Consider the following 23,358-nt stretch of genomic DNA (forward strand, 5'->3'; position numbering starts at 1 on the left):
GTTTATTTTAGAAACTGTGTTTGTCATCAGGGAACGTTTGTTGTTCCACTTCTTCGCGATATTTTGTTACAGCTGCTTCAATTGAACCTGTTTCTGCGAGGAAATTCCTTGAAAAACGTGGAATATAATTAGCTGATACACCTAAGATATCGTGCATAACTAAAACTTGGCCATCGGTATCTTTACCTGCACCAATACCAATTACTGGAATATTGAGTTCAAGTGTAATTTGTTGGGCTAATTTAGCGGGTACGCATTCTAGAACTAACACCTTAGCACCTGCTTGTTGTAACTGTTGAGCATTTTCCATTATTTCTGTGGCTTGTGCTTCTGTTTTTCCCTGAACTTTATATCCACCATATATATTAACAGCTTGTGGCATTAAGCCTAAGTGTGCACAAATTGGTACTGACCGTTCTGTTAATATTTTAACAGTATCGATTAACCAACTACCGCCTTCAACTTTTATCATATTAGCTCCCGCTTTCATTAGCTTGGCGGCTGATTCGCATGCTGTATTAGGCGTGTGATAACTCATAAAAGGTAAATCTGAAATAATAAATGCATTTGGGCTTCCTGCTCTCACGCATTGTGTGTGGTAAACCAGATCATCAACACTGACATCGAGTGTTGTGGGTTTTCCTTGTATAACGGAACCAAGGGAGTCTCCGACAACCAATACTGGTATGTTTTGTGAATCAAAGACCTTTGAAAAACTTGCATCATAAGCGGTGATTGCTGCAAATTTTTTACCTAATACTTTCCAATTATTTAAATCTGAAATGGTGATTTTTTTCATTAGTCATTCTTTTTTGTGGTAAAAAAATGATGCTAACATGTCTTAATGTGTGTATATATTTCAATTAAGACAGACCACATTTGTTATGTGACAGCTTAAAATGTGTTATCCATCTTGTTTTTATTCGATATGTATAATATTTGTCAAAGTGAAATTAAGTATCGAGATATAAATAAATACGCGTTTATTTTTACTAAAGTAATGTATATGTTTTATTTTTATTCTAGTAAGTTTAGGGGAGTAATATATGAAAGATAAAATAGTTAAATTGGGATTTATCGCTGCAGCCATGATGAATATCGGTGGCAGGAGCATTTGTTATTGAAAAATTAGTCTATGTAATATCGTGGATCTGTTGGTTTAAAGGTCATGATCTGAGTGCTGTTTATGATCAAGATTTATTTGCCGGTATATTTTATAGTATCTATGGTGCTAATGATTTTGTGTTTATGATATTTTTCTTGTGGGTGTTTTTAGCACAAACTAAAGTATTAAAACCAATAGCATAATGTTTTATACGACTTCGTATGTGACACTGTAAAGTTTGATGTTCGTAAGAAGAAACGCCTAAGGCTAATAACCTTGGGCGTTTCCGTATGTAGTTGATATATTTTAACAATACCATACAATGATATTGTTTTTATCTGAGAGCTTTGTTTCCTCAACTAAATAGTGATTACTTTTTTATATTGTTATTAATCTTCGTTAATTTATTTTTCAGGTGTCTCAAGCGCTTTAATAGCGATATTAACTGTGTTGTTAAAATCACTATTATTTTCTAGCATTCCTGAGCTTGCAGGTCCAAGTGCATTTGAATATAAGTCGCGTTGCTTGTTTAATGGTAGATCTAATTGGTCGTATAAATTTTGACGGATTTTTGCATGTTGTTCTGGTGCATTGTTTGATAGATCGACCAAAGTGTCATAAATAAGATTAGCGATATTATTCATAGTAACTCCTTAATTACTTAGTCGTTTATAGTTACGTTATATCGACTAAATATCTGGGATATTAGTCACATAACGCATAAGGATGTACGCAACTGATATATTAAAGTGATTATTTCGCACATCCATTCCTATGCAGTATTCATTTTATTTAAATAACGTAGCGCGTTACTTCATTATCTTAGTTCATGATTTGAAATTTTCGAGTGTAAGTTATTAAAGTCTTGATGATTTTTAGCCATATGCGTCTTTATTGACGGTTAAGGTTTAATGATGTCTAAAAGTGGAGGCTTAATGTCTGCTATTTTAATCAAAAAAGAACGAAGCATAATAGTTAGCTTCTTTCATTATCAGTATACAATGGCGAACTAAAGGTACTTTTGCTTCAAAGGAATTGACTATGTTATGGTTTTTAATGATAACGTTACCGTTGGTGTTAGCGGGCGTTCATCAGCTATTTTTGATCTTAAATCTTTATCCTCGTAATAATAGTGTATTTATTATTCCTGCCATTATTATCAGTTACTGCATTTTTGCTGTTCATTCAGTATTTGATCGTGATGCGTTACCCGCTGTAATCATTGCTATTTACTATATTGGCTTAACCGCGATTACAGTTCGAGCAACGATTCGACGATCAGCTGTGTTTAAATAACATTTTCATTCGAATTTTTATTATCAATAAGGGTTAATCATATGAAAAAACCGTATCCAGCAAAAACTATCCAGAATGTGATTAACAGTGCGATTTATCATCTCAATTTACGTGATCATACCGAGTATGAACTACGAAAAAAATTAGAGGCCAAAACAGAGCAACAAGATTGGATTGAGACTGTGTTGCAACAAATGAAAGATTTCGGTTATGTAAAAGAAGATCTTCAATTTGCACTGCACTTTAGTGAGATGGCTTTCTCTAATGAACATGGACAACAGTACATTAAACAGAAATTAAAAGGTAAAGGTATTCCTGCAATAATCATTGAAGAAGCATTAATTGAGATTATGGAGAAAAAACAAGTGTCTGAACTTGATATGATCAAAAGTCGTTTAGATAGTTATGATGATTTTAGTCAAACCACCAAAGAGAAAATAACCAACGATCTCACTAAGCGAGGGTACAGTTTTCAAGATATTTCAAGAGCGATTGCTGAACATGATGCTGCCGATACGCTATTAACTAAAGCTAAAATCAAAGGCATGAATGCGGATCTTGAAACCGAAGTATTGAAATTGGTGAGAAAGCTCAAAGGAAAAACAGTGATTAAGCAAGAGCTTAAAATGAAACATGTTGATATTACTAATCTTGAGCAAGTCTTCTATGATTTAGAGGAAGCGGGTGAGGTCGATTTTTATGAAAATTGCCAATTAGTGTTAGCGAAAAAGCGGTTTGATCTATCGAATTTTAAAGACAAAAGTAAAGCCTATGCGTATTTGTCATCAAAAGGCTATAGCTCAGATGAAATCAAAGAAGCGATGGCTGCAGTAAGTAATTAAAACTGCCTGTACGGCAGTGAACAACCTAAGCTTAACTTCTGTCAATGCCATGATTTTCTAAGCTGCCTGTACGGCAGTGAGCGATTTTAGAGACGAGCGGCGCTATTGGAAAATTTTCTAAGCTGCCTGTACGGCAGTGAACTCAGGCAAAGCAATCTAAACCATTGATGCTCATTTCTAAGCTGCCTGTACGGCAGTGAACGCCATTGTGTAAGTGAGGGGGTTTATACGACTTTTCTAAGCTGCCTGTACGGCAGTGAACCTAGACGAAGTGCGTCGCATTTCCGAAAAGCATTTCTAAGCTGCCTGTACGGCAGTGAACGTCAAAATCTCTCGCCATGCCGGTTCGAACGGTTTCTAAGCTGCCTGTACGGCAGTGAACCTATCAAATTTAAAAATTGGCCGCTCCTCTGTGTTTCTAAGCTGCCTGTACGGCAGTGAACAAACTCACCACCTCCACACATGAACTTAATAATTTCTAAGCTGCCTGTACGGCAGTGAACTTTCTTGAAAATATTCAATTCTGGTAAAGTTCATTTCTAAGCTGCCTGTACGGCAGTGAACAAATGTTAAGCAGTGAAGAAATTACGAATATTTTTCTAAGCTGCCTGTACGGCAGTGAACTAGTTGCCGCGGGGGCCGCAGCTGCCGCCATTTTTCTAAGCTGCCTGTACGGCAGTGAACTGAAGCTTAATTAGTATAAGTGATTGCTTATAGAAGCTAAACAGTAAATTCCCACCAAATACCCTTATTTAAACTGATATTTTAAGTCGTTGTTTTATATGGTATGAGTTGTTATCAAATAAAAAAGGGTATTTGTGATTACACTCTAAACGAATTATACGCATTATGTATATAATTCGTTTTTTTATTGTTGGTGATTGCTATGTGCGCTAAGTCTTTCACACCGAGTGAGCTAAAAACGATTATTCATTCTAAACGTGCCAATCTTTATTATTTACAGCATTGTCGCGTGTTAGTGAATGGTGGACGGGTTGAATATGTCACTGACGAAGGTAAGCAATCTTTATATTGGAATATCCCCATAGCAAACACGACCGCCATTATGCTTGGAACTGGTACATCGATTACTCAAGCTGCAATGCGCGAATTAGCTAAAGCTGGCGTGCTAGTCGGTTTTTGCGGTGGTGGCGGAACGCCGTTATTCTCAGCTAATGAAGTTGAACCTGATGTTAGTTGGTTAACACCGCAATCTGAATATCGACCAACAGAATATCTTCAATGGTGGGTGAGTTTCTGGTTTGATGACTTTAAACGTCTAGAAGCGGCAATACTTTTCCAACGAGTCCGATTACAGCAAATTAAAAAAGTATGGTTATCAGCAACCATGCAACGCGATAACAATTTCATTATTGATGCCGAAAAACTAGAGCACATTTTATCTACGTTTGAAAATAAACTTAGTCATTGTCAAAACAGCACTGACTTATTGTTATTAGAAGCCGTCATGACCAAAGCCTTATATAAACTCGCAGTCAATACAGTGCAATATGGTGAATTTACTCGTTCTTCGCGAGGAAATAGCACTGATATTGCTAATCGATTTTTAGATCATGGTAACTATTTAGCTTATGGTTTAGGGGCGACCGCATGTTGGGTTATTGGATTGCCACATGGACTCGCCGTTCTACATGGTAAAACTCGTCGTGGTGGTTTAGTATTTGATGTTGCTGATTTAATAAAAGACGCGATTGTGCTACCGAATGCGTTTATTGCCGCAATGGCAGGGGATGACGAACAAGAATTTCGTCAACGATGCTTGAATGGATTTAGAAAAGCCAATGCATTAGATGTGATGATCGATGCGATTAAAGACACAGCACAAGCGGTTGCAAAATTATAAATGAATATTCTTCTTATCTCTCAATGTAATAAAAAAGCCCTTGATGAAACCCGTAAAGTGCTGGATCAATTTGCAGAACGTAAAGGTGATCGTACATGGCAAACGCCGATTACGTTAGAAGGCTTAAAAACATTACGTCAATTATTAAAGCAAACCGCAAGGCGGAATACTGCGGTCGCTTGCCATTGGATTCGAGGCGCAAATAATACCGAACTAATGTGGATTGTCGGTAATAAACGTCGTTTCAATGAACAGGGTACAGTACCCACAAATACAACTGAGCGTAATATTCTGCGTTCGGAAGATGAAAATGGCTGGCAAAGTAACTATGCTGTTGCATTAATGGCATCACTTGCGGGTTTATTTCATGATGTAGGTAAAGCTAACAGCTTATTTCAACAGAAACTAACGGGCAAAGGGAATATTGCTGAGCCATTGCGGCATGAATGGCTATCGTTGTTGGTTTTTCAAGCATTTGCAAAGAATAAAACCGATGATCAATGGCTAACAGAATTAGCGGATTTATCACCACAAAAAATTAGCAAGATTGTTAATGATGTGCACTATACCCCAGCGTTGTCACCGTTTATTGGCCTGACCGAATTAGCAAAAACGATTGGATGGTTAATTGTTTCTCACCATCGCTTGCCGACTTATCAACTGTCAGACTTTAAGCCGACAATTGGTGATTCAGATGATTGGTTAGAACAAAAACTGTGCCCTGAGTGGAATGCAAAAAATCATAAAAACCCTGAGTTAATCGCAAAAATAGCGGATAACTTTATTTTCCCTCATGGTATTCCACTACAAAGTCAAACATGGCAAAACAAAGCGCAACAGCTGGCGAAACGAGCATTAGCACACCCTAATTTGCGTCATTTTGGACAATGTGAGAACGCATTTCCACTGCATATGGCACGATTAAGTTTAATGCTTGCTGATCACTGCTATTCATCAAGTCAGCCTGTTGTCGCTTGGCAAGATCCTCTCTACAAAGCTTATGCAAATACCGATCGTAAAACGGGGAAATTAAAACAAAAATTAGATGAGCATAATATCGGAGTAGCGCAGTTAGCCTATCGAGTAAGCTTAGGCTTACCAAAATTACGTTTGAGTTTACCTGCAATTACTCGGCATTCGTTATTTAAAAAACGTACCACAATTAATAAATTTCGCTGGCAAGATAAAGCCTATGATCTGGCGTGTTCGGTGCGTGATATTTCTGAGGTTCACGGCTTTTTTGGGGTCAATATGGCGTCAACGGGGTGTGGTAAAACCTTTGCCAATGCGCGAATTATGTATGGATTAGCCAATCAACAACAAGGCTGTCGATTTAGCATTGCTTTAGGACTGCGAACATTAACCCTACAAACAGGGGATGCACTCAAAGATCGTTTAAAACTGGATAGTGATGATTTAGCTGTGTTAGTCGGATCGCAAGCTGTTAAAGATCTGCATCAAAGTAAGCTCACAATTCAGCAAGAAGCAAAAGCACAACAAACAGGCAGTGAGTCGGAAACGTTATTTTCAGAGCATATGTATGTTAGTTATGACGGTAGCCTTGATGATGGTCATCTTAGCCAGTGGCTCAAGCAAAAACCAACCATTCATAAATTGGTCAGTGCTCCGATTACGGTGAGTACCATTGATTATTTAATGCCAGCCACAGAGGGTACGCGAGGCGGGCAGCAAATTGCACCTATGTTGCGATTATTTACAGGGGATCTGATTCTTGATGAGCCTGATGATTTTGGCTTAGAAGATTTACCTGCATTATGCCGTTTAGTCCATTGGGCTGGCATGTTAGGTTCACGAGTATTACTGTCATCAGCGACGTTAGCACCGTCATTAATTACTGCTTTATTTAAAGCCTATTCTCATGGTCGCCAGCAATATAACCATAGCCACGGCATTACCGAAACAACAGTACAATGTGGCTGGTTTGATGAATTTAATGTACAATCAGTTTGTATTGATGATGCTGATTTCAAACAACAACACACGCAGTTTATTACCCAACGAGCAAAAACACTGAACCGTAAATCATTACCCTTACGCCAAGCTGAGTTAATGCCTTTAGACGCGGAAAAATTAACGCAAACCGATGCGGTTAATTATCTATCAAGCCATATTCAACAGGCGATTTACACTTTAGATGAACGGCATCGCCAAGTTGCACCAAACGATAAAACCATTTCGATTGGCTTAGTTAGAATGGCAAATATTGAACCCTTAATTGCGGTGGGTGAGTCGTTATTATCAATGCCGACACCAGATAATACCTGTGTTCATTATTGTTTTTATCATAGCCAGCATCCCATGGCAGTTAGAGCGCATATAGAGCAACAGTTAGACACGGTGTTAATGCGCGATCCTGCAGATTCACAAGCAATATTGGATTTACCTCAAATCAAAACTGCATTAGAACAACAGCCTCAACAACATCATATCTTTGTGGTGGTCGCCACTGCGGTGGCAGAAGTTGGGCGCGATCATGATTATGATTGGGCAGTGGTTGAACCCAGTTCAATGCGGTCGATTATTCAGTTAGCCGGGCGTATTCAGCGTCATCGCCAATGTGTGCCTAATTCACCCAATATCATGATATTAACTAAAAATATTAAGGCATTATTAGGTACAGATGTTGCGTATTGTAATCCTGGTTTTGAGCTGCCTAAAAATGATCTAAATAAAGGACATTTGCGGTTAAATCAACATGATTTGACTAAATTGTTAGTCGCTGACGACTATCAGACTATCTCTGCTTACCCACGATTTGTGGAACCAGAACCATTAAAGCTACCATTTGGTTTAATTGAGTTAGAACACTACGCATTGATTTATACCTTATTTAAAGACAGTGCTAAGAAGGTTGAATACTGGTGGTTGCAACCGTATTTACACTTATTTGGCGAATATCAGAGCCAAACACGGTTTCGACAATCTCTACCGCAAACGGAATATTATTTCTTTATCGATAATGACGATCAAGCGCTGAGCATTAAAGTGCGTGATGAATACAGCGGTGAGTTTGTTAATAAAACCGAGCTGTTTCATCTTGCGGCGATAGACAATATCGCGAATGGAAATCAAGCGTGGTTTGATTGTCAATACAGCGCAGTGTATGACGAGCTAAGTGACATCTTTGATAAAGACAGTGAGCAGATCAGTGAATTATTTGGTGGTATAAACCTTAATGATTCGAATAAAACCCCACGATTTCATTACCATCCGTGGCTAGGAGTGTTTGAGGGGAAATATAGGACGTAAAGGTATTATTTTTTCTTTGTTTTGTAGATAATTCCTCATAAATGCATATAGATATATGTTGTAGCAATGTTTAACTTGATGCTTATATCGTTAGGTTTATATTTGGCGTGGTAAATTCGGCTCTGGAGTTGCTATGCAAATTGAAATCAGCATGTTAGTTCAAGCGTACATTGAACAACGGCGACAAACAAAATCAGATGAAATAGAAAAGAAAAAAAATGTCAAAAATGGAGTGTCGGAAACAGAATTAGCTAATTTAAATGAACTTATAAAAATTATTCATCAAGATTTTGAAGTTCAAACATGGCTTACAAATGCCGCCGTTAGAGCAAAACAAATCAGTTTAGCAACCCATGCCGTCAAGTTTACTCATGGCAGTGCAAAAGGCAGTAATATCTTAGCATTAGCCTTGAACACTGATGCTCCATATCTTGATTCTTCAGCAATAATAGCACCTGCCGTTGATGCCGTGGGTAATGCTGCTGCGCTAGATGTGGCTAAATTACTCCAGCTTGATGATGGTAATGCCACATTGGCTATTTATTTATCACAAGGGGACGATCATGTTTTACGTTCTTTGGCGAGTAGTGATGAGCAATGCCAATTATGGGCTGATGGGTTGCGTCAAGCATTAGAAGTTAAAACACCCAGTAGCCATACCTTAGCCAAACAAATATATTTCCCTGTTGGTGAGAATCAATATCACCTTATTAGCCCGTTATATTCATCAGCCTTAGCCCATGAACTATTTCATCAGGTACAACATTCCCGTTTTAGTGATGAGATGAAAGTTGCCAGAGAAGCGTACCGTAAAAAGCAACCGAGTGATGTTGATGTGGTGCGTTATTCGAATTTAGCGGTAACCATTAGTGGTGGTTCAAAGCCTCAAAATATCTCGCAATTGAATTCTAAGCGTTACGGTAAAACCTATTTATTTCCTTGCTCTGCGCCTGATTGGAAAAGCCTATATAAACCACCAATGATTGGCTTAAATTGGTTAGATAATCATGAGGTTGTTAGTCAAACTGACTATTTAGTTAAGTTATTGGCTGAATTTCTAATAAAAGCAAAACCATTTGATAGCACACTTTGTATTCGCCAACGTCGAGATCAACTAGCGAATCAAACTCTTGATAGTATTTTAACTTTGGCGACTAGCCATCAAACAAATACGCGAGGCTGGAGTCAAGAGAGTGAATTATCACTTGCCCAACAGTGCTGGTTAGATCCTCAAGCCGATCATCTGTATGACGGAGATTGGCAAACGGAAGTCAGCCGTGATTTTGGTTTATGGCTTAATAACCGTTTAGAAAAGGTTAGTCAGCAACAATTAATGTTAGGCAGTGAGGCATTGCAGCATTGGCAAACATTATGTCATGACGCTATTCGTGAGGCAGGACGATGAGTTTATTTATTATTAAAAATATGCACATTGAAGGTGCAAACGCGATTGCAGGCTTTACTTATGGTTTTCCAGCGATTACCCAATTTTTAGGGTTTGTGCACGCATTATCACGCAACGTTAAGTTTCAATATGGGATCAGTTTTGATGGCTGTGCAGTGATGTGCCACCAGTATCAAGTGCATGCTTATCGGGGCAGTGATTGGGATGATTATGGTTTTGCATTAACTCGTAATCCTTTAGCGAAAGACGGTAAAACAGCACCTATCGTTGAAGAAGGGAAAATGAACCTTTGTGTATCATTACTAATTGAATGCAAAGGTTTTAGTGGCGGTAACAGCGACCAAGAACAAAGCATCATTGACGCTATAAAAACGTTAGCATTAAGTCAACGTTGTGCTGGTGGACATATTACCCATATTGAAGCGTGTCATTTTAAACCAATGCCGAATGAGGCCTGTGGTTGTCGTAAACTTTTACGACCATTGTTACCAGGGTTTATTTTATGTGATCGTAGCGATTATCTACAGCAACATAATGAAAGTAATGATCAAAATATGATCATGAATTGGCTCGATTTTAGTGCCTTACGTTACCGTTATGAAACGCTGACGGAAAGTGACAGTGTAGCGGCAGAACAGGGGCAGTGGGAACGTGTCAATAAGCCTCAAAGTGGCTATTTAATACCACTGATGATCGGCTATAAACAAATTAGCGAGGTATTTGATGCCGGAGTGGTGGCTAATGTTCGTGATAACACAACCCCATTTGCGTTTACTGAAGCGGTTTATAGTGTCGGTGAGTGGATAGGCAGTCCGAGTCGGGTTGAATCTATCAATCAAATCTTATGGCGTTATCAATATCGTTCACCGTATTACTTATGCCGCGCCCAACAATCTATTCATTCTATTGAAAGTAATGAAGATTTAAACGTTTCTTATTAAATTCCCAAGGATGTATACAATGACAACCAAGTTAACCACACCATCAGTTTTAGCATTTGAAGGCAAATTGGCTTGTTCAGATGCCGTTATGGCTGCAGGTAATTGGAATGAAATAGCCACTAACATAAATTGGCGGCCTATTGCTGTGAATGAGAAATCAGTGCGTGGTACGATTTCTAATCGCATGAAAGGGCCAAAAGCAAATGATCCGGCTAAACTAGATGCTGAAATTCAAAAGGCAAATTTACAGACAGTAGATAATGCCGCATTACCGTTTGATTGCGACACGCTCAAATTGACTTTTACGTTGCGTGTACTCGGTGATTTAAATGTTCCTTCTACGTGTAATAATCCTGATTACCAAGCGGCATTAAGTCAATTGATTAAAGGCTATGTTACTGATCATGGGTTTAAAGAATTAGCGACACGTTATGCTACTAATCTTGCTAATGGTCGCTTCCTATGGCGTAACCGTGTTGGGGCTGAAAATGTGGTGGTAACAGTACAACACCATGATCAACTGTGGACATTTGACAGTTTAGATTTCAGCTTACGTCAATTTACAGTTGCGAATGGTGATTTAGCCGCATTATCACAAGTGATTGAACAAGGTTTATTAGGCGAAAAAGCAACCTTATTAACGGTGACTGCTTTTGTACAATTAGGTCATGGTCAAACAGTATTCCCATCTCAAGAATTAGTCATGAATACGGGTTCTGGTGATAAGAGTAAGTATCTGTATCAACTAAATGGTCAAGCGGCAATGCACTCCCAAAAAATTGGTAATGCATTACGCACCATTGATACATGGCATCCTGAAACAGATGAAGTTGGACCGATTGCCGTTGAACCTTATGGTTCAGTAACGAATCGTGGTAAAGCCTACCGTCAACCTAAAGAAAAAACGGATTTCTATAACTTACTAGATAACTGGTTATTGAAAGACAAAGCGCCTGAATTAGATCAACAACACTATGTTATGGCGATGTTGGTGCGTGGCGGCGTGTTTGGAGAATAGCTATAATGTTGTATTACATTGATATTCAAGTTCTGCCTGATTTAGAGACCTCAGCACCAGTATTAATGAATAACTTATTTGCAAAATTACACCGTCAGTTAGGCATTGTAGGTAATGGAGAGGTGGGGATCAGTTTTCCTCATGCACATAAAACATTAGGCGATACGTTACGCTTACATGGTTCTCAAGCTGCACTTGAAAAAATGATGGCTGATAGTTGGCTAAAAGGATTAAGAGATTATACCTGTGTTACTGCTATTACTGCGGTTCCGAGTAATACAAAAGGTTTTCAAACCGTAAAACGAGTACAAGCAAAAAGTGCTAACAATAAGCGTAAACGGTCGATTGCTAAAGGTTGGATCAGTGCAGATGAAGCTATTCATGCGATCCCTGACACCGCAGAGCGTAAGTTAACGTTGCCTTATATCCAAATGCAAAGCTTATCTAACCAGAACGTTATGCGGGTATTTATTGAGCATAGTAAGGTTGTAAGTGATGCAACGGATGGTGTATTTAATAGTTATGGATTAAGTGCTACGGCTACAATACCTGTATTTTAAGTTTGTTTTAATCGTAATCGCTGCGATATGTTAGGTGACTATTTAATCTTTTTTTTGATTTTTATTTAACTTAAACAATAGCTTATTGTAATTGTATTTGAGTTCATTGTTGCACTGTTAACTTAGGGAATATACAAAATATCATGTATTGTACTACTATGTTTACTGTCGTACAGGTAGCTTAGAAATAACAACACATCTTGTGTACTGCTGCACAGGCAGTTGAGAAACTATTGACTCGATGTTTGTTCACTGCCGTACTGGTAGCTTAGAATATTTACAGATGCCTAGACATGATAGGTTTTATACACTGCTGTACAGGCAGCTTAGAAAAATTCAGAGCGCTGGCGTAGATAACCTCTAATGATCACTGCCGTATAAGCAGCTTAGAAATGATGCGAACAATCAGGGGTTAGATTGCATTTATGTTCACTGCCGAAATAGGCAGCTTAGAAAGAACTTGGCAGGTTTAACCATGATATCAATAAGTTCACTGCCGCACTGGCAGCTTAGAAATTTACACCACAGATTTAGGTGCTTATTCTGGGTTAACTGCTGTACAGGCAGCTTAGAAATCAATATGCGCTTCTATAATTTACAGTGACCTTTAAACAGGAAATTATACGACACTAAATAGTATAAGGTTGAATGATGTTTTCTTACTCATTAAACGCTGCTTACTGATTATTCTCATGTTCAAACTCGACCCACGCTTTTTCCAATTCAATTAGGCTGGCGGCAATCTCAACGTGGCTTCTTTTTTGAATGATTAATTGTCTAACGTGTTTTTGCTGTATAAAAATATGTTGGCGCTTATTGTCTATAAAGTAATTTCGCAATCCTTTTGCCTGATCCATATACTGATACCCAATATAAAACGCTGTATATTAAAATAGTACATTTATTGTGGTTATTCTCAAGTGTTTGATGGGCTGAATGGATAGTTCGTGCGTTTATTTGCTTATGGCGTATCAAGACTGAAACAGTTTATGCCATTATATAAAGGGGAAGGGATGTAACAAATTATACTAATTTTATATATTGGGTCGGCTAGAGAAGAAATACCCGCCATTAAAGCTTAATAACGGGTACAGATATCGCTATCGAATAACGTTTTTGAAGTGCTTCTTACGTGTAAATAAGAAGTCTACATCTGGCGGGAAGTCTTTATTGTTTTTAGCATGTGTCATCATGTCAAAGACTTTAAATTCCGCTAAGACAGCAAAGGAATAAGGGACAAATTCACCTTCGCCATTTGCTTGTAAAGTAGGATCGTAATACTTACCATCTTTAAAAATAATCGCTTGGTCAATGATTGTTGCTTCATTACAGCGATAACCTAAAACATAGCGATCACCACGACAGTAAATCACATTCATATAACTGTTATAGAATGTTTCATCTTCAGTGGTTGTACAGGCCGCTAATACCTCAGGATCCATTGCCTCTACCGTTACAATACGGACTTTCTCGGCAATAAAATTGCGTTCTTCTAGTTGTTGATGAATAGCTTCAAGACTTAATTGAGTCACTTTTAATACCGCAGAAATCAATAAAAACGGCCGAATTATACGCCCGTTTGTTCTGAATGTCTTCGAAAAAACAGTATTGAGTACGGAATAATTGTGTGTTCTAGGGCGCGCAATCCTTTCTAATTTGAGAATAGGTTGTAATTATTGATAACGAATTGATTATCAATTGTATTTATTGACAAAAAATTTACGAATGCAAAGAATGTAAATTTAATGCAAATGGTAATTGTTATCACTTATATTCCTGTTTGCGGTTTGGCTGCAGTGGCACAGATGCCAAGCAATCAAATCACCTTAAAGGTGGATGAGTTCAGGTACTGAACATCTTCAAAAGCTAGCTGTTGTTAGTTTCTCAAGATGCAGTAATGAAGAACACCCATCTACATTGGTTTTATTCTCAAAGATACGGTAATTGGAGATAACGGAATATGTTTTCTAAAAGTCAGCTAACACTATTGATTGGTGCAGTATTATCAGCGCCGATTGCTCACGCAGAAATCACAGATACAGATGAGCACATGGTGGTCACCGGGCGTGATTATGGCTATAAGGCTGACACTAATTCGACCGCAATGCGAATGGAGATGACACAACTAGAAACGCCAGGACAAGTTGCCGTTATCGATGAGAAGCTAATTGATGAACAGCGTGCAAGTACCTTAGGGGAAGTGTTGCAAAATGACGCAAGTATTTCAGCGGGTGGCACCAGTCGTAACCGTGAGCGTTTTTCTTTACGTGGTTTTGAATTAGGCAGTAGTAGTGGTTTCTTACGTGATGGCCACCAGCATTGGTCGCATTACCGCCAACCAGTTGAGTTATTAGAGCGTGTTGAAGTTATGAAAGGCCCTGCGGGTTTGCTTTATGGCCAATCAGCACCTGGCGGCTTAGTCAATATGGTGTCAAAAAAGCCAACCTATGAAACACAAATGAATTTCAGCCAAGATGTGGGTTCAAATAATCATACCCGTAGTGTGTTAGATGTCAGTGGTTCACTTAATGCTGATCAAACACTGCGTGGACGCGTAGTATTAGCGAAAGAAGACTACGACTCATGGCGTAAGTTCAGTGATGGTTCAACGCCATCAACAGATCGCTTTGTTGGCGGTATGTTCCTTGATTATGATGTTAATGATAACGTGATGGTGTCATTACATTATGATCGTACTCAAGATAAGGGCAGCGTAGATTCTGGCGCTTATATTGTCGATGGTAAGCCAGTTATGGGCCGTGATCATGTGTGGGACGCACAATGGTCTGAAATTGATAACGATGTACAGAATGTTGGCTTTGATATTAAAGCGCAATTGAATGATACATGGGCATTGAATACTGGTTTTAATTACCAAGATTTTGTGCGAAATGACAAAGAAAGTTACCCTAGTTTTAGTAATTTTGAAGAAAATGGCACCATTAAACAAGGTGGTAGTGATCGCCATGATGAATGGGCATTTAAAACCGCTTACACCGATTTTGTGGGTGAGTTTGATACGCTAGGCATGCAACATCAGCTATTAGTGGGTGCGAACTGGTTAGGTTATAGCTACGACCGTTTCCAGCGTTCATTTGATTCAGTCGATGTTAAGCCAGGTCAAACAACGCCTACACCAGTATATTCAAATAAAGACCCAAAAGTGTCTAATTCTTCATATGATGCATGGGGTTTCTATGCACAAGATATGATCACCTTGAATGATAACTGGCAAGTGCTGGCTGGCATCCGTTTTGATCGCCAAGTGAAGAGTGGCATTGCTGAAGAAGCAGTATCACCTAAATTAGCGGCAATTTATCACCCTGCAGAGAATGGCTCTATTTACTTAGCTTATTCTGAAAGTTTTGAGCCTCAAGGTGTGGTGTCTTCTGATTACACCAATGCGGGAGATAACCTTGATCCGTTACGTGGTAAGCAATATGAGCTTGGCACCAAGTGGGAATTATTAAATAAACGTTTATTTGCAACAGCGGCAGTATTTAATATTACGCAAGAAAATTCAAAGATTGCTGTTGGACCTGATAATAATCAAACACTAACCCAAGCGGGTGAACGGGTACATAATGGTGTCGAGTTTGCGTTACAAGGTAACATTACTGATAAACTAAGCATGAATGCTTCTGCTATGTACCTTGATGCGGAATACACTAAAGATCAGAATTATGAAGGTAATCGTCCTGTTGATGTGCCTGAGTTTGCAGCAAGTGTGTGGTCAACCTATAACGTGACACAGGCGACAGATGTCAACCTTGGTGTTATCTATGAAGGATCACGTTTTGGTGATGCAGCCAATACCTTTAAGAAAGACGGTTATACCCGTGTTGATGTGGGTGTCGCTCATACTTATAAATATGACGATAAATTGGATATCATTGGTCGTGTAAATGTAGAGAATTTGTTTGATACTGACTACATGGCGGGTGGTGGTTCAACCAGCAAAGATTATGTGGGCGCAACAGGTGTAACCCTAGGTGAAGGGCGTAACTTTATGGCAACCATTGAGTTTAAGTATTAATAAGTAAGTTGAATATTTAAGGGGGAGTCTTAACTTCCCCTTGTTGCGATCTGAATGTGGCGGTCTATAAACTGTTAATCATAATAGTTATTGTTTATAGTTCGCCAATTTTGCGGTGCTTTTTATTTTTAACACCACTTTTTTGTTTTTTGGTTATTACAGATAACGATTGATTGAATATTATGAATTTTATTAAAACGAGCCTGGCTATTGTTATTCTCAGTATTACTTCTGGAGCGCATGCTTCTAGTCTTGATAATGCACGTTCGATTGAAAATAGTACTAATACTGCATCAGCAGTGAGTCAGAATAAAATAGACAAAAGTGCAGATTCAGTCTTAGCAATGAAAGCCAGTATGGAACAGCTGCAAGAAGAAGTGAAAAACTTAACGGTTTATCATGATCACCTTGCGCGATTGGTAAAAAATCAAGCGCAAGAAGTGACGTCTATTGATCAACAAATCACTGACATTAAGCAAACTCGTCAAGGTGTGGTGCCATTGATGTACCAAATGATTGATGGCTTGAAGACCATTGTTGAGCACGATAAGCCGATTAAACGTCAAGCGCGTTTGGTGCGAGTGGGTAAACTTGAAACCATGATGTCACAAGCCGATATTAGCGATGCTGAAAAATTCCGTCGTATTTTAGAAGCTTATCAAATTGAAATGGATTACGGCACCAAGCTTGCTGCTTATCAAGCAAAAATAACCCTTGCTGATAACAAAACCCTCGAAGTGAATGTGTTGCATTTAGGTCGCATTGCTTTGGTTGCCCGTAGTTTAAATGGTAGCCATTACTGGAGCTGGAATACAGCCGCGAAACAATGGCAGCCTGTTGACGCAAGTGAGGGGACAAATATCGATAAAGCATTTGCGATTGCTGATAACCAAGCTGCACCAAGTTTAATTACCTTACCTGTTTCAGGTGTATCAACTAGCGTAGAGAGTAAATAACATGAAATTAAAAACGTTAGTTGCCGCATTATGTATTGCAAGTTTGCCATTGACCGTTAATGCAGAATCTGTAGTAAAGCAAGCACAACAAGAGCATAGCCAACAGGCTCAGCATAATGTTCAACGTGAAGCGGGCTTTAATAGCACTCATCATAATATTAAAGCGCAATACAATGCGTTATTAGCTGAACGTAATAAATTAAAGGCTGCTACAGAAGTATTAAGTACAACTTTTAGTGCTAATGAACAACGTTTAGCGACGTTAGAACAACAATTACGGCTAGAAAGTGGCAGCTTAGGCGAGTTATTTGGTGTCGTACGTCAAACCGCCAAAGAAGTACAAGCTGAACAACAACATGCTGTAACCGCGATTGATAACAGCCAGGATAACGCCGTTGTGAATGAGATTGTCGCGGCGAAAGTCTTGCCATCAATGGTGCAATTACAAGGTTTATGGCAAGCAATGACTAATCAGATCGTTGCGAGCGGACAAATTGCGAAAGTCACCGTGCCATACATTAACGGTGATGGTGAGCAAAGTGATATTCAGGCATTGCGTTTAGGCAGTATTGGCTTAGTGGGTGATAACGGCTATCTCAATTGGGATGGCAGCCAACACGTGGCAATGGCGTATTTACAGCAACCTGAACATGCACCGACATTGGCTGATTACGATCAACTAATATCAACAGGTAATGACATGCTGGTGGTCGATCCTTCACGTGGGGTGATGCTAGAGCAATTAGCCCAAGCACCGACATTAATGGATCGTCTGCAAGCAGGTGGCGCAGTTGGCAAAATCATTCTATTACTACTGGCTATTGGTGCAGGTATTGCGATTTTCCGAGGTGTGAAATTAGCCATTATTCGTCAACAAATCAAAGCACAGCTAAAGCAACCTTCTAAGCCGGGCAATAATCCACTGGGTCATATTCTAGCGGTTTATAACAAAGAGCAAAGCCGCAGCGTTGAAGCGTTAGAATTGCGTTTATTAGAAACGATTGTTGATGAACAACAAGGGCTAGAAAAAGGCCTGTCAATGCTGAAACTGTTTGCTGCGTTAGCGCCGATGTTAGGTTTGCTAGGTACAGTAACAGGTATGATTGAAACCTTCCAAGTGATCACTCAGTTTGGTAATGGCGATCCAAAAGTGATGGCGGGGGGTATTTCAATGGCATTGGTGACCACGGTTCTAGGCTTAGTGGCGGCAATGCCATTGCTATTGGCGCATAACATTTTAAGTTCTCAAGCTGAAAATATTCGTATGATCCTTGAAAAACAAGGTATTAGCTTGGTGGCGGAACAAGCCGAGAAAAATGACCACCGTGGTATTAAAAATTCTGGCATGACAACTGAACAGGCCGCCTAATGGATAGCAGCGTATTACAAACGTGGTGGTTATCACTGTCGCATTTTATGGCGCAAGGCGGTGTGATTTTATGGTGGTTAGCCGCTGTGGTTGCGGTGTTGTGGTTATTGGTGTTTGAACGGGTTATTTACCTTGTGTTTTACTTTCCACAACAACAGCAACAATGGATAGCATTATGGGCAGCACGTGCTGATCATCAATCTTGGTATGCTCATGCAATTCGAGATGGCTGGTTGAGTGATGCTAAAATAGCATTAAACAAAAACCTTAATTTTATTAAAGTGTTAGTCGCTATTTGTCCCATGTTAGGTTTACTTGGCACGGTTACGGGTATGATTTCAGTGTTTGATGTAATGGCAACCCAAGGCAGTAGCCAGCCTCGATTAATGGCGTCAGGAATTTCACTGGCGACATTACCAACTATGGCGGGCATGGTGGCAGCACTAGCGGGGATGTTTATTCATGCTCGATTGGCAAAAGCGTGTCAAATGCGTGAGTTAAAATTAGAAAAATCATTAAGGAGTCAGCAATGAGACTCAGTCGTCGCTCGTCAGTGCGTGAAGATGCACAAATAGATTTAACCTCGATGTTAGATATCGTTTTCATCATGTTGATTTTCTTTATTGTTACTAGTTCTTTTGTGCGTGAATCTGGGGTTGAAGTGAATCGCCCGCAAGCAAGCCATGTGGTTAGCCAAAAAGATGCGGGTATTTTTGTCGCTATTACCGCAGCAAATGATATTTACATCGATAAACGTGTGGTTGACCCTGAGCGTGTTCAAGCGACACTTGAGCACATGTTAACGGAACAACCTGATGCCGCATTAGTGATTCAAGCTGATGAACATGCTTATAACGGTACGGTCGTTAAGGTGATGGATGCTGCAAAAGGTGCAGGGGTGAAGAATATTGCTTTGGCGGCGGAGAAAAACTAATGATGCGCATATTAATGGCGTTGCCATTGGCGCTCGCGGTGGCTTTAGGTCTGTTTACGCTGATGGCATGGATGGTCGATAACGGTAATCATCAACCTCAAGATAATACACCGCCGTTAGCGTTTAATATGGTGATGGTAGAACACGAACAAGCGCCACAGCGTCGTCAGCGTGTTGCTCCACCACCACCTGAAACGCCAACGCCACCACCTGAAGCGCAACCGTCGCAGTCACAAGCGGCAACATCAACGACGATGCCAATGGCGTCAATTCCTAGCTTAGGTTTAGATACGTCTATTCATGGTTTAGCAGTTAACGCGCCTAAATTTACTGATTTCAGTAGTGCAGCAGCAATAGGTGACGGATTAGGTAAATCTCAACAAGCGATGCCTCTTTATCGCGTTGAGCCGCGTTATCCATCTCGAGCTTTACGTCAAGGTAAAGAAGGGTATGTGGTGCTTAAATTCACCATTGATACTCAAGGTCGACCAATCGATATTGCTGTTATGGATGCCAAGCCTCGTCGTTTATTTGATAAGGAAGCCATTCGTGCATTACGTAAGTGGAAGTACCAACCACAAGTCGTTAATGGCACGGCTATGGCACAACAAGGGCAGACAGTACGTCTTGAATTTAGGTTGAATCAATAATGAAAAAGATTGCTTTTATTGTCGCGTTAACCTTATCGGCCTCACTGCCATTATCAAATGCTTATGCAAGTGGTGGTCAGTTATCACAAGCGACAGCCAACAAGGTACAACGCGCTAATGACTTACAATTAAATGATAAGCTTACTCAAGCCATTGGATTGTTAGCTGAAATGAATCCACGTTCTGCCTACGATAAAGCGTATGTGCAACGAATGCTGGGGGTGTTTTATTGGCAGCAAGGGAAACAGTCACAAGCTATTTCTTTGTTAACAAAAGCAGTAAACAGTGGTTTGTTGCATGATGATCAAGCATGGACGACTGAACGCATGTTGGCTGATATTTTGTTATCAGAAGCTAAATATAGCCAGGCGCTACCGCATTATTATAAGTTGACTAAAAATATTCCTGTTAAGCAAAAAGGGGATGAATTGTGGCTTCGGATTGCTCAAGCGCATTACCAGCAAGCACAATGGCAGCAAGTTTTAACAGCGATGAAGCATTATGATGGTTATCGTCTTAAAGACGCAATGTCACCGTTATCGATTATGCTTGGGGCACAGCTACAACTTAAACAATGGCAAGGTGCTTCGGCAACATTGAATCGTTTAATTGCACTTGAACCAAATAAGTTAATTTGGTGGCAGCAATTAGCCAGTATTCAAATGCGAATAGGTAAAAATGCTGATGCATTAGCGACATTAAAGTTAGCAAAATATCAAGGGGTGGCACTGAGTCAGCAAGATCTTAAAGTATTAGCGCAATTATATGCTCAGCGTGGTATTCCAGAACGTGCAGCGGAACAAATAGCCGCATTGAAAGATGCCAATAGTGATAAGACGTTATTAATTGAACAAGCTAATTACTGGCAAATGGCACGTGAATGGAATAAAGCTATCGCATTGTGGGCAGTCGTAGCGAATAAAGATAACCATTATCGCTGGCAGTTATCACAATTGCTATTGCAAGAAGGACATTATCAACGAGCACTAACTGAGCTTAATCGTGTTAAACGTAAAGATAAACGCGCTGATGTTGAATTAGCAAAGGTACGTATTTATTACAAATTGAATAAATTCGATCAAGCTATTATTCATGCTAAGCAAGCAAATAACATTCAGGCATCGTCTGCCGCCAAAAGTTGGATTAAATATTTAGGCCAGATGCGAAAGATGGATGTAAGCGCTTAATAGCTAGTGCAATAAACTAATAAGGTATTATTTTAGAAAAGCGAGTTATTAAGCTCGCTTTTTTTATATAGAACAGAAGCTTCTTTCTCAGAAATATCATTAACTCTTCAATAAATATACACTCAAAGCATAGTTATTTAGTGCTACTATTTACATAGGCATATAGTATACTTGTGCGCATAAAAATCGTCATCGGCTGACATTTCGTTGTGTTATTATTTTAGGTTAGATAAATGAAGCGTTCTTCTTCTATTTTTAATAAAGAATTAAATTATAATATATTGGTTTTTTTTATTGCTATATATTTTGGGATTGTCTTAAATATTCCACTATGGCAAAAGTTTTATGAAATACTATCAAAACTAGAAATCGTGAGTGTGGGTTTTATAATATCACTGCCTATCTTTCTTATTGCTGCGCTTAACATTATTTTTCAACTTTTAGCGTGGCCTTATATTGGGCGTTTATTGTTTAGTGTTCTTACCTTTATTTCAGCTATAACAGCTTATGCATCCTATCATTATGGGATTATTTTTGATTATGGAATGATGGAGAATATATTTGAAACCAATAGTGGTGAGGCACTTTCTTATCTAAGTTTATCTGGTTTTATAACTATTTTCATTCTTGGTATTATTCCTTGTTTATTTATTATAGCTATAAAGGTAAAGAAGCAATCTTTTATTAAAACATTTGTAATATATAAAATAATATCCATTGTTGCATCTATTATTGTTATTGTATTAATTGCTGCCTTCTTCTACAAAGACTATGCGTCTGTAGGGCGTAATAATAAATATCTTAATCGAGTAATTAACCCGTCATATGTTTATACTGGTATTAAATATATTGATCGAACTTATTTAACTAAACCTATCCCTTATCAACACATTGGCACTGATGCTAAGTTGGTAACGGCAACAACATCTAATGGTAAACCGACGTTGTTTGTGTTTGTTCTTGGTGAAACCGCACGCTCTCAAAATTATCAAGCAAATGGCTATGAGCGCCCAACGAATCGATATACTCAGCCTGATAATATGATTTCATTTAAAAATGTATCATCTTGTGGCACCGCTACAGCAGTCTCTGTTCCTTGTATGTTCTCTGCAATGAATCGCAGTAACTATAAAAAAGCGATTGCCTATAACCAAGATACATTTATTGACATTCTGCATCGCGCTGGCATTTCGATGTTGTGGAAAGAAAACGATGGTGGAGATAAAGGCGCAGGTGATCGTATTCAAAAAATAACCTTGAATTATAGTACTGAAGATCCATTATGTGATGGTGAATCATGCCTTGATATGGCGCTATTGAATAATTTCGATCAAGAAGTGGCGAATATGAAGGGCAGCAAGTTTATTACGCTACATATAATGGGAAGTCACGGACCAACATATTATAAACGTTACCCTAAAGATCGCGCATTTTTTAAGCCGGACTGTCAACGTGCTGATATTGAAAACTGCACTAAAGAACAAATAGTAAATAGCTATGATAATACAATTTTGTATACCGATTATATGATCAGTCAATTGATCCAAAAGTTAAAAGGTTACAGTGATAAATATAATACAGCGTTATTTTATATTTCAGACCATGGTGAATCACTAGGCGAGGGCGGTTTATATTTACATGGCACACCTTATAGTTTAGCGCCTAAATACCAAACAACTGTGCCAATGATGGTGTGGTTCTCTAACGGTTTTACTCAAGATCGCGGATTAAATCTAACTTGCCTTAAAAGCCTTGCCACTAACGCGAAGCAAGGGGATTATTCACAAGATAATGTCTTTAGTTCCATGTTAGGTATTATGAATGTGAAGACGTCTGTTTATAAACCGAAGCAAGATATTTTCCGTCAATGTCGTACTAATTAGACAGTTTATATGGATCAACGTTAAATATTACCCCTAATGATC

General features: G+C 39.0%; 19 protein-coding genes, 1 pseudogene and 1 CRISPR repeat array. Of the genes and pseudogenes, 16 read left to right on the forward strand and 4 right to left on the reverse strand.

What is annotated here, in order from left to right; genetic code table 11:
- Positions 1 to 7: 7 nt before the first annotated feature.
- Both panB and C9I86_RS02150 read right to left on the reverse strand, forming a co-directional pair.
- Positions 8 to 799 (reverse strand): 3-methyl-2-oxobutanoate hydroxymethyltransferase, encoded by a 792-nt coding sequence (panB, locus tag C9I86_RS02140; protein WP_107275482.1) that lies wholly within the window; start codon positions 797 to 799, stop codon positions 8 to 10.
- Between the two features lie 710 nt (positions 800 to 1,509).
- Entirely contained in the window at positions 1,510 to 1,740 is a 231-nt protein-coding gene (locus C9I86_RS02150) for a PAS factor family protein (protein WP_107275673.1), read from the reverse strand.
- Positions 1,741 to 2,146: 406 nt separating this feature from the next.
- On the opposite strand from C9I86_RS02150, the gene C9I86_RS02155 reads away from it, so the two are divergent.
- The 8 genes and pseudogenes from C9I86_RS02155 to cas6f all read left to right on the forward strand — a co-directional run bounded on the left by C9I86_RS02155 (position 2,147) and on the right by cas6f (position 12,301).
- Positions 2,147 to 2,401: a hypothetical protein gene (locus C9I86_RS02155; protein WP_080155883.1), complete on the forward strand. Its 255-nt coding sequence runs from the start codon at positions 2,147 to 2,149 to the stop codon at positions 2,399 to 2,401.
- Positions 2,402 to 2,442: 41 nt separating this feature from the next.
- Positions 2,443 to 3,216 (forward strand): annotated as a pseudogene (locus C9I86_RS02160) (RecX family transcriptional regulator); the annotation flags it as partial.
- Between the two features lie 21 nt (positions 3,217 to 3,237).
- Positions 3,238 to 3,927: direct repeats of the CRISPR family, unit length 28 nt; unit sequence TTTCTAAGCTGCCTGTACGGCAGTGAAC.
- Between the two features lie 202 nt (positions 3,928 to 4,129).
- Positions 4,130 to 5,107 (forward strand): type I-F CRISPR-associated endonuclease Cas1f, encoded by a 978-nt coding sequence (gene cas1f, locus C9I86_RS02165; protein ID WP_080155884.1) that lies wholly within the window; start codon positions 4,130 to 4,132, stop codon positions 5,105 to 5,107.
- Complete coding sequence (cas3f, locus tag C9I86_RS02170; protein WP_107275483.1) at positions 5,108 to 8,377, forward strand: type I-F CRISPR-associated helicase Cas3f; 3,270 nt, start codon at positions 5,108 to 5,110, stop codon at positions 8,375 to 8,377.
- Positions 8,378 to 8,510: 133 nt separating this feature from the next.
- The gene (gene csy1, locus C9I86_RS02175) at positions 8,511 to 9,782 is read left to right on the forward strand and encodes a type I-F CRISPR-associated protein Csy1 (protein WP_107275484.1); all 1,272 of its coding nucleotides are present in this window, start codon (positions 8,511 to 8,513) and stop codon (positions 9,780 to 9,782) included.
- Positions 9,779 to 10,723 carry a type I-F CRISPR-associated protein Csy2 gene (csy2, locus tag C9I86_RS02180; protein WP_107275485.1) on the forward strand — a complete coding sequence of 315 codons (945 nt, stop codon included), beginning with the start codon at positions 9,779 to 9,781 and terminating at the stop codon, positions 10,721 to 10,723. The genes csy1 and csy2 overlap by 4 nt, the downstream gene beginning before the upstream one ends.
- 19 nt (positions 10,724 to 10,742) lie before the next feature.
- Positions 10,743 to 11,741 carry a type I-F CRISPR-associated protein Csy3 gene (csy3, locus tag C9I86_RS02185; RefSeq protein ID WP_107275486.1) on the forward strand — a complete coding sequence of 333 codons (999 nt, stop codon included), beginning with the start codon at positions 10,743 to 10,745 and terminating at the stop codon, positions 11,739 to 11,741.
- 5 nt (positions 11,742 to 11,746) lie between these two features.
- Positions 11,747 to 12,301 carry a type I-F CRISPR-associated endoribonuclease Cas6/Csy4 gene (cas6f, locus tag C9I86_RS02190; RefSeq protein WP_107275487.1) on the forward strand — a complete coding sequence of 185 codons (555 nt, stop codon included), beginning with the start codon at positions 11,747 to 11,749 and terminating at the stop codon, positions 12,299 to 12,301.
- 677 nt (positions 12,302 to 12,978) lie between these two features.
- Here cas6f and C9I86_RS02195 read toward each other — a convergent pair.
- Together C9I86_RS02195 and C9I86_RS02200 are read right to left on the reverse strand one after the other, a co-directional pair.
- Positions 12,979 to 13,158, reverse strand: a complete 180-nt coding sequence (locus tag C9I86_RS02195) for a hypothetical protein (protein ID WP_107275488.1) — start codon at positions 13,156 to 13,158, stop codon at positions 12,979 to 12,981.
- A gap of 243 nt (positions 13,159 to 13,401) precedes the next feature.
- The gene (locus C9I86_RS02200) at positions 13,402 to 13,833 is read right to left on the reverse strand and encodes a hypothetical protein (protein ID WP_080156542.1); all 432 of its coding nucleotides are present in this window, start codon (positions 13,831 to 13,833) and stop codon (positions 13,402 to 13,404) included.
- A 428-nt stretch (positions 13,834 to 14,261) separates the two neighbouring features.
- On the opposite strand from C9I86_RS02200, the gene C9I86_RS02205 reads away from it, so the two are divergent.
- The 8 genes from C9I86_RS02205 (at position 14,262) to C9I86_RS02240 (ending at position 23,316) form a co-directional block, all read left to right on the forward strand.
- On the forward strand, positions 14,262 to 16,337 hold the full coding sequence (locus C9I86_RS02205) for a TonB-dependent siderophore receptor (RefSeq protein WP_107275489.1): 2,076 nt from the start codon (positions 14,262 to 14,264) through the stop codon (positions 16,335 to 16,337).
- 182 nt (positions 16,338 to 16,519) lie between these two features.
- Positions 16,520 to 17,293 (forward strand): DUF3450 domain-containing protein, encoded by a 774-nt coding sequence (locus tag C9I86_RS02210; protein WP_107275490.1) that lies wholly within the window; start codon positions 16,520 to 16,522, stop codon positions 17,291 to 17,293.
- A gap of 1 nt (position 17,294) precedes the next feature.
- Positions 17,295 to 18,662, forward strand: coding sequence for a MotA/TolQ/ExbB proton channel family protein (locus C9I86_RS02215; RefSeq protein WP_107275491.1), 1,368 nt, complete (start codon positions 17,295 to 17,297; stop codon positions 18,660 to 18,662).
- Entirely contained in the window at positions 18,662 to 19,195 is a 534-nt protein-coding gene (locus C9I86_RS02220; protein WP_045037744.1) for a MotA/TolQ/ExbB proton channel family protein, read from the forward strand. Before C9I86_RS02215 ends, C9I86_RS02220 begins: the two co-directional genes overlap by 1 nt.
- Positions 19,192 to 19,596, forward strand: a complete 405-nt coding sequence (locus tag C9I86_RS02225; protein ID WP_045031104.1) for a biopolymer transporter ExbD — start codon at positions 19,192 to 19,194, stop codon at positions 19,594 to 19,596. Before C9I86_RS02220 ends, C9I86_RS02225 begins: the two co-directional genes overlap by 4 nt.
- Complete coding sequence (locus tag C9I86_RS02230; RefSeq protein WP_107275492.1) at positions 19,596 to 20,246, forward strand: energy transducer TonB; 651 nt, start codon at positions 19,596 to 19,598, stop codon at positions 20,244 to 20,246. Before C9I86_RS02225 ends, C9I86_RS02230 begins: the two co-directional genes overlap by 1 nt.
- On the forward strand, positions 20,246 to 21,433 hold the full coding sequence (locus tag C9I86_RS02235) for a hypothetical protein (RefSeq protein WP_107275493.1): 1,188 nt from the start codon (positions 20,246 to 20,248) through the stop codon (positions 21,431 to 21,433). The genes C9I86_RS02230 and C9I86_RS02235 overlap by 1 nt, the downstream gene beginning before the upstream one ends.
- Before the next feature lie 233 nt (positions 21,434 to 21,666).
- Positions 21,667 to 23,316, forward strand: coding sequence for a phosphoethanolamine transferase (locus tag C9I86_RS02240; RefSeq protein ID WP_107275494.1), 1,650 nt, complete (start codon positions 21,667 to 21,669; stop codon positions 23,314 to 23,316).
- The last annotated feature ends 42 nt before the right edge of the window (positions 23,317 to 23,358 follow it).

It is taken from the genome of Photobacterium sp. NCIMB 13483 (assembly GCF_003025475.1).
Classification (GTDB): Bacteria; Pseudomonadota; Gammaproteobacteria; order Enterobacterales; family Vibrionaceae; genus Photobacterium; species Photobacterium piscicola.